The following is a 429-nucleotide window of genomic DNA, read 5'->3' as shown; positions in this document are numbered from 1 at the left end:
CCCCGCCCCGGCCGGGCAACCGCGGTCGGGACGGGGCGGGACCCGTGGCGGGAGGACGTCCCCGCACCCCTGGTCCACGACACCTGGCAGCCGGCGGCCCAGTGGCTCCAGGCCGGCGTCCTGCTCGCGCTCTGCGCGCTGGGCGTGCTGTGGACGGTCCGCCGCTTCCCGCCCGGCCGGCCCTCCCACCGGGTGTTGATCCCGCTCTGCGTATGGGCCTGGACCACCGCCGCCGCGGCCGTCGCCATCCCCGCCGGTCACCTGCTGCGCACCCTGCCCCGCGGTCACTTCTCCCGGCGGGAACTGCTCGGCGCCGCCATGACCGACGGCCTGCCGCTGATCGCGGTGTTGGCGGTCCCCACCGCGCTGGTGGCCCTCGTGGCGGCCGGCGTCACCCGCCGGCTGCCCCGGCTCACCCCTGTCTCTTAT

Annotated in this window: 1 protein-coding gene; it reads left to right on the top strand. The window is 77.6% G+C overall.

Annotation, left to right across the window (positions count from 1 at the left end; genetic code table 11):
* Positions 1-429 (top strand): hypothetical protein (locus tag FNQ90_RS26630; protein WP_182608608.1); only part of this gene is annotated, 429 nt, incomplete at both ends.

The organism is Streptomyces alkaliphilus (genome assembly GCF_014141535.1).
Classification (GTDB): Bacteria; Actinomycetota; Actinomycetes; order Streptomycetales; family Streptomycetaceae; genus Streptomyces; species Streptomyces alkaliphilus.
The sequence above is the reverse complement of the archived record's forward strand: the minus strand, read 5'-3'. Positions and strand labels throughout refer to the sequence as shown.